Annotated in this window: 5 protein-coding genes and 1 pseudogene; 4 read left to right on the forward strand and 2 right to left on the reverse strand. The window is 72.3% G+C overall.

The genetic code is table 11. The annotated features are described in order from the left end of the window. Nucleotides 1-454, forward strand: a pseudogene (locus tag D471_RS40340) (cell division protein DivIVA); the annotation flags it as partial. A 349-nt stretch (nt 455-803) separates the two neighbouring features. Then, entirely contained in the window at nt 804-1,253 is a 450-nt protein-coding gene (locus D471_RS0121460; protein WP_017600528.1) for a GNAT family N-acetyltransferase, read from the forward strand. Here the strand turns inward: D471_RS0121460 and D471_RS0121465 are convergent. Beyond that, complete coding sequence (locus D471_RS0121465) at nt 1,244-2,956, reverse strand: MDR family MFS transporter (RefSeq protein WP_017600529.1); 1,713 nt, start codon at nt 2,954-2,956, stop codon at nt 1,244-1,246. The two genes, D471_RS0121460 and D471_RS0121465, sit on opposite strands and share 10 nt — an antisense overlap. Nucleotides 2,957-3,148: 192 nt before the next feature. On the opposite strand from D471_RS0121465, the gene D471_RS0121470 reads away from it, so the two are divergent. Then, complete coding sequence (locus D471_RS0121470; protein ID WP_017600530.1) at nt 3,149-3,748, forward strand: TetR/AcrR family transcriptional regulator; 600 nt, start codon at nt 3,149-3,151, stop codon at nt 3,746-3,748. 46 nt (nt 3,749-3,794) lie between these two features. On the opposite strand, the gene D471_RS0121475 is transcribed toward D471_RS0121470, so the two are convergent. Further along, a complete protein-coding gene (locus D471_RS0121475) occupies nt 3,795-4,121 on the reverse strand; it encodes a hypothetical protein (protein WP_017600531.1) in 327 nt (108 codons plus the stop codon). 283 nt (nt 4,122-4,404) lie between these two features. Between D471_RS0121475 and D471_RS0121480 the strand changes: the two genes are divergently transcribed. After that, nucleotides 4,405-6,012 carry an N-acyl-D-amino-acid deacylase family protein gene (locus D471_RS0121480; protein ID WP_017600532.1) on the forward strand — a complete coding sequence of 536 codons (1,608 nt, stop codon included), beginning with the start codon at nt 4,405-4,407 and terminating at the stop codon, nt 6,010-6,012. The last annotated feature ends 229 nt before the right edge of the window (nt 6,013-6,241 follow it).

A 6,241-nucleotide genomic window follows, 5' to 3' on the forward strand; every position in this document is an offset into this window, starting at 1 on the left:
CAAGCCCGCCCAGGGTGCGAAGGCGCAGGGCGCTGAGGAGCCGACCACGAAGCTGCCGCCGGTCAAGCCGGAGACGGACGAGCCGACCACGAAGCTGCCGCCGGTCAAGCCGGAGGCGGACGAGGCGACCGTGCGCATCACCCCGGTGTCCCAGCCGGGGCAGGCACCGCGGCCGGGTGGCGGCAAGGGTGACGGGACGGCTCCGGGGGCCCCGCAGGCCGCCGCTCCGCCCACGGGGGCACCCGTCTCCGGTGTCCCCGCTCCGGGCGCTCCCGCCCCCGGGGCGCCCGTTCCGGGAGGTCACGGCGGGCCGAGCGGTCCCCAGCGGCCCGTGACCCCGCCGAGTGGCGCGGCCGACACGGACATCCCCGGTGTCTACAGCCGTCCGCAGTCCGCCCAGCCGCAGCCGCCGGCCGCGGGGCAGGAGGGTGTGCGGATCATCCGCAACGAGTAGCGGCGCGGTCGCACCCGGCCGAGGGCCGGGCGACAGGGGGTGGGACCGCCGGTCCCGCCCCCTAGGGCGTGTTCGGTGGACACTCGCCCTGCTGCGCGACGCCCCGGCACAACTCTCGCCGCGTTCTCATCAGTCGACAGCCAACCCCGGGCGGGCCCCCGCTGTGCGACACTGCGGAGCTCGCGAAGCGGAGCACAGTAGGGGAACTCCTTCTTCGGCCTTGCGAGAGCCGCACCGGAGACGCCGCTCGCGACGGGCGGCATCCACCGAACGCGCCCTTGCCGTTTTGTGGCCGGATGTAGGGTGACGTCCGCCTTGTCGCAGGCTGTCGGCTACGATGCCGACAGCCATGATGATACGCGCGGCCATCCGGTCCGACCTCGGTGCGATTCTGCGTCTGCTCAGGGAACTCGGCGGTACCGCCGACACGCAGGGCGCGCACGTTCGCATGTCCTCCGCCGCGGTCCGCGCCTGGACGCGGATGGAGAACGACCCGGACCGCACGGTGCTGGTCGCCGAGGAGCGCGGACAGATCATCGGCACCCTGGACCTGCTCGTCGTCGCCAACCTGACCCACGACGCCCAGCCCTGGGCCGTGGTGGACAACCTGGTGGTGGACCCGCAGCGGCGCGGAGGCGGTGTCGGCCGGGCCCTGATGGAGGACGCCCTGGACCGCGCGACCCGTGCCGGGTGCTACAAGGTCGAGCTGTTCGCGCACGAGAGCCGCGACCGCTCCTCCGGCTTCTCCGCGGCCCTCGGCTTCGGCGTCTCCGCCGAGGGCTTCCGCCGCTACCTCTGAGGAACGCGCTCGGGGGCGCTCCCGCCGCGCAGCGGCACGCCCCTCATGAACAGCACGGCGACCAGCCCGATCACGGCGACGGGGAGTCCCGCGACGAACACGCCCTGCATGGCGTGGTCGAACGCGCCCACGATGACGTCCCGGACGGGGCCGGGGAGTGCGTGGACCAGCTCCGGGGAGCCCTGCGCCGACTCCGCCGCACGCGCCAGGCCCTCCGACAACTCCTCGGCCTCGGCGGCCCCCGGCCCGTCCTGGGCCGCCACGTCCGCACGTGCCGTCGCCGCCGCCTCCGCCAGCTCCGTGTCGAGTCGCGCCACCATCACCGCGCCCAACGCGGCCACTCCCGTCGACCCGCCGAGGTTGCGGAAGAAGGTGAGGGTGGCCGTGCCCGACGCGAGGTCACCGGTCGGCAGGGCGCTCTGCGTGGCGAGCAGCAGGAGCTGGAGGTTGAGGCCGATCCCGAGGCCGACCAGTGCCTGACCGACGACGACCGTGGCCAGATCGGGCAGCACCTGGCCCAGACCGGGCAGCACCTGGCCCAGGCCGAGGACGGCGAAGCCCGTGACGGCCAGCGCCATCCCCGTGACCGTGTACCCCTTCCAGCGGCCGTTCCCGCTCACGGCGAAGCCGGAGCCGATCGACGTGACCAGGAACGACACGACCAGCGGCAGGGTCATCAGGCCGGAGACCGTCGGGGACGCGCCGTGCACCATCTGCAGGTACTGCGGGAGGTAGATGATGAGACCGAACATCATCACGCCGACGCAGACCGAGCCCGCCGAGGCGAGGACGAACGTGCGGTCGCGGAACAGCCGGATGGGGACGATCGGGTCGGCGGCGCGCCGTTCGACGAGGACGGCGGACACGGTCAAGAGCACCGCTCCGACGCCCAGGGCGATGGCGGTCGGCGAGGTCCAGGGGATCTGGGATCCGCCCAGGCTCAGTAGCACGATGAGCGTGCTGGCGGCGCTGAAGACCAACCCGGCGCCCAGCCAGTCGACGGGGGCCCGGTGGCGCGGTCGGGCGGGCAGGGTGAGCATGACCTGGATGACGACGAAGGCGACGACGGCCAGGGGCACGGTGATGAGGAAGCACCACCGCCAGCCCAGCGGACTGTCCACGAGGAAACCCCCCACCAGCGGTCCGAGGACGGTGGACACGCCGAAGACCATGCCGATCAGTCCGCTGTAGCGCCCGCGTTCGCGCGGCGGGACGACGTCGCCGAGGATGATGTTGGGCAGTGTGGCCAGGCCGCCGACGCCCAGGCCCTGGAGGGCGCGGGCGGCGATCAGCGAGTTGACGTCCTGGGCCATCCCGGCGGCGAGCGAGGCGACGATGAAGACGCCGAGCGCGATCTGGAAGAGGAGCTTGCGTCCCCACACGTCCGAGAGCTTGCCCCACACGGGCGTGGACGCGGTCATGGTCAGGAGGGCGGCGGTGGCGACCCAGGCCAGGCGGTCCTGCCCGCCGAGTTCACCCATGATCGTCGGCAGCGCTGTCCCGATGATCGAGTTGGTGAGCATCGAGGTGAGCATGGCCAGGACCAGCCCGACCATGATCCTGCGCACGGCGGGCCGGGAGGTCGTCGCCGGGGAGTCCGACGTGGCGGGGCCGGGGGACGGGGCGGAGGTCTCGAAGGTCTCGGGGGCCGTGGCGGGGGGTCGCCCGCCGGGTTCGCGCTCGTCTCGTACCGACTGTTCCATGGGTCCCCCGAATCCGGACGCGCGAATAGCCCCGCGACTGAGTGCCGGGGGCGGGCGTCCATGGTCCGGTATATGTAAACGCTGTTGACCTGTCAAATCGATATCTGTCCGACGTATCGGTGTGCGTCGCGGCCCCAGAGGTGTCAACCTGGATATCCGACAGTCAGTTCGCGGCCGCCGAAGGGTGTGCACATGGTCCGTCCGGAGGAAACCGGAGGCGGCTCCGCGCCAGCGCGCGGGCGTGAGGCGACGCGTGCCCGCATCCTGGAGAGCGCGCGGGAACTGTTCACCAGTGAGGGGTACGGCGCGGTCTCCTCGCGGATGATCGCCGCGCACGCCGGTGTCAACGTCGCGCTGATCAACCGCTACTTCGGCGCCAAGCGCGGTCTCCTCACCGAGATCCTGCGCGAGGACGGCGTCTTCCCCGGGCTGATCTCAGGTGATCCCGGCACTCTGACCCGGCGCCTGGCCGAGCACGCGGTCGGCCGCCTGTACGGCGAGGGGACGGCGTTGCAGCGCGCCCTCGACCACTCCTCCGGGGACCCCGAGCTCCAGGCCGTGTACGAGGGGCGGCTCAAGTCCGCCATGCTCGAACCCCTCTCCGCCTACCTCGGGGGCGACGAGGCGCCGGTCCACGCCTCCCTGGTCGCCGCCGTGCTGCTGGGCCTGACCCGGGTGCGGCTGATCGAGGGGGCCACGGCGCTGCGCGCGCACGATCGGGCGCGGCTCACCGACCGGGTTCAGGCCCTGCTGGACCTGTGCCTCGCGGACTTCGAGACCGAGGACGAGTGAACCCCGGCGGCGCCGGGCCGCCGGAGTCGGGGGACGCGTGTTCCGGTCAGGCCAGGGCGGACAGGCCCGTGACGATGAACGCGGCGGCGGGAACCGGCAGGATGAAGGCCCAGTACTGCATCGGCACGAAGAAGAACGTGTGCGCGTTGCGGTGGAGCACCGGTTGTCCGGTGGCCGGGTGGAATCCCTGGCGCGGGGCGTTGAGCTTCCTGCCGAGGAAGAAGACGGCGACCGCCGCGGGGAGTAGGCCGATCCCGGCGCCCATGGGGTCGGCGCCCTCCCCGATGAGGGTCATGGCGGTGAAGGCGCCCAGGCCGCCGAGCGGTGCCGCGATGAGCAGGACGAGAATGCCCCAGCCTCGCCAGATGAGCATGTTTTCCTCTTGTTGGGGGAGGGATGTGGGTTACGGACGATGCATCAAGCTACCGGAGTTACGTCCGTTATAACGCCCAGTTTGTCGGTTGTGACCGATTGCGGCCATGGGGGGCACGTGCATCCGCTCATGCCGAAGCCCGTGCCGACTCACGGGCCGCCGCACCGTCCATAAACAGAAAACAAACTTATCCATTGTCGGGGTGCGGCGTATCTTAGGTCACACCGGAACACTGGCGGAGGCTCACCGAACGGGTGCGGCGCGCACCCCGAACGGAGGAACAGTGCAGTCCGAGCAGTCCGAGACCGTACTCACCGGCGGACGCGTGGTCGACGGGACCGGTTCCCCCGCCCGTGCCGCCGACGTCGTCCTGGCGCGCGGCCGCGTCAGCCACATCGTTCCGCCCGGCGGGGCCAGGAGCACGGGGGAGTACGTCGACGTCGGCGGGCTCGTCGTCGCGCCGGGCTTCATCGACATGCACGCCCACTCCGACCTCGCCGTGCTGGCTGACCCCGCCCATGAGGCCAAGGTCCTCCAGGGCGTCACTCTGGAGGTCGTCGGGCAGGACGGACTCGGCTACGCGCCCGTCACCGAGGCCACCGCCGACGAGATCAGCGGCCGGATCGCCGCGTGGAACGGCACACCGCACCTCGAACGCTCCTGGCACGGCGTCGGCGAGTACCTGGACCTCGTCGACCGGGGCGCCCCGGTCAACGTGGCCTGTCTCGTCCCGCACGGCAACGTCCGCATGGCCGTCATCGGGGACGAGGACCGACCGCCCACGCGCGCCGAGGCCGAACGGATGCGCGAGATCGTCGCCCGGGGCATGGCGGAGGGTGCCCACGGCCTCTCCACCGGACTGACCTACACCCCCGGCATGTACGCCACCGACGACGAGATCGTCGACCTCCTCGAACCCGTCCGCGTGGCGCGCGGCTACTACTGCCCCCACCACCGCAACTACGGATCCCACGTCGTGGAGTCCTACCAGGAGTGCCTCGAGGTCGCCCGCCGCGCCCACGTCCCCCTCCACCTCGCGCACTGCCACGTCAACTACCCCCGCAACCGCGGGCGCGCCCCCGAGGTCCTCGACGCCATCGACGAGGCCACGGTCCGGTACGGACTCGACGTCACCCTGGACAGCTACCCGTACACGGCCAGCGCCACCTACCTGGCCGCCCCGCTGCCCAGCTGGGTCCAGGAGGGCGGTGCCGCGGCGACCCTGGACCGGTTGCGCGACCCCGCGATCCGCGCCCGCGTCCTGCACGAGGTCGAGGTCGAGGGGACGGACGGGAACCACGGCGTACCGCTGGACTGGGCCACCGTCGTGGTCACGGGTGTCGGCGACCCCGCCCTGTCGTGGGCGGTCGGTTCGCCGGTCGCCGCGCTCGCCGAGTCGCGCGGGGCGAAGCCCGGCGAGCTCTTCCTCGACCTCCTCGTCGCGGACGAGCTGCGGTCCGGTTGCCTGATGGAGGTCGGCAACGAGGAGAACGTCCGCACCGTCATGCGGCACAGCTCGCACACCGGCGGCAGCGACGGCATCCTGGTCGGGGACCGCCCCCATCCGCGAGGGTGGGGCACCTTCCCCCGCTACCTCGGCCACTACGTCCGGGAGCTCGGCGTCCTCAGCCTGGAGGAGTGCGTCCGCCACCTCACCTCACGCGCGGCCCGCAGGCTCGGCCTCACCGATCGGGGCGTCGTCCACGTCGGGGCGGTGGCGGACCTGGTGGTCTTCGACCCCGGCACGGTCGCGGCCGGAGCCACGTACGACGAGCCCCGCCGGGCGCCGGTGGGTATCGAACACGTCCTCGTGGGCGGCGAGTTCACCGTCCGCGACGGCCGCCGCACCGACCGGTCGCCGGGTCGGTCGGTGCGCGGACACGTCGGATAGGGACGGCGGGACCGGTTCCGTCCGGGGCCGGGGTCCGTGCGGACGCCGGATGTCAGCCGATGACGATCGCGCCCGCCAGGACCGGATTCCCGAACCGCACGGTCCCGTGTCCCGAGGCGAGCGCGCGGCTGCCCTGGCAGCTGGTCCCGGAGAAGAGCGCGAACCGGACGTTGGCCTCGGAGTCGATCTCCACGACACCGCCCTGGCCGGTCTTCAGCGTGCGGCAGCC

The sequence above is a fragment of the Nocardiopsis lucentensis DSM 44048 genome (assembly GCF_000341125.1).
In the GTDB taxonomy this organism is placed as follows: Bacteria; Actinomycetota; Actinomycetes; order Streptosporangiales; family Streptosporangiaceae; genus Nocardiopsis; species Nocardiopsis lucentensis.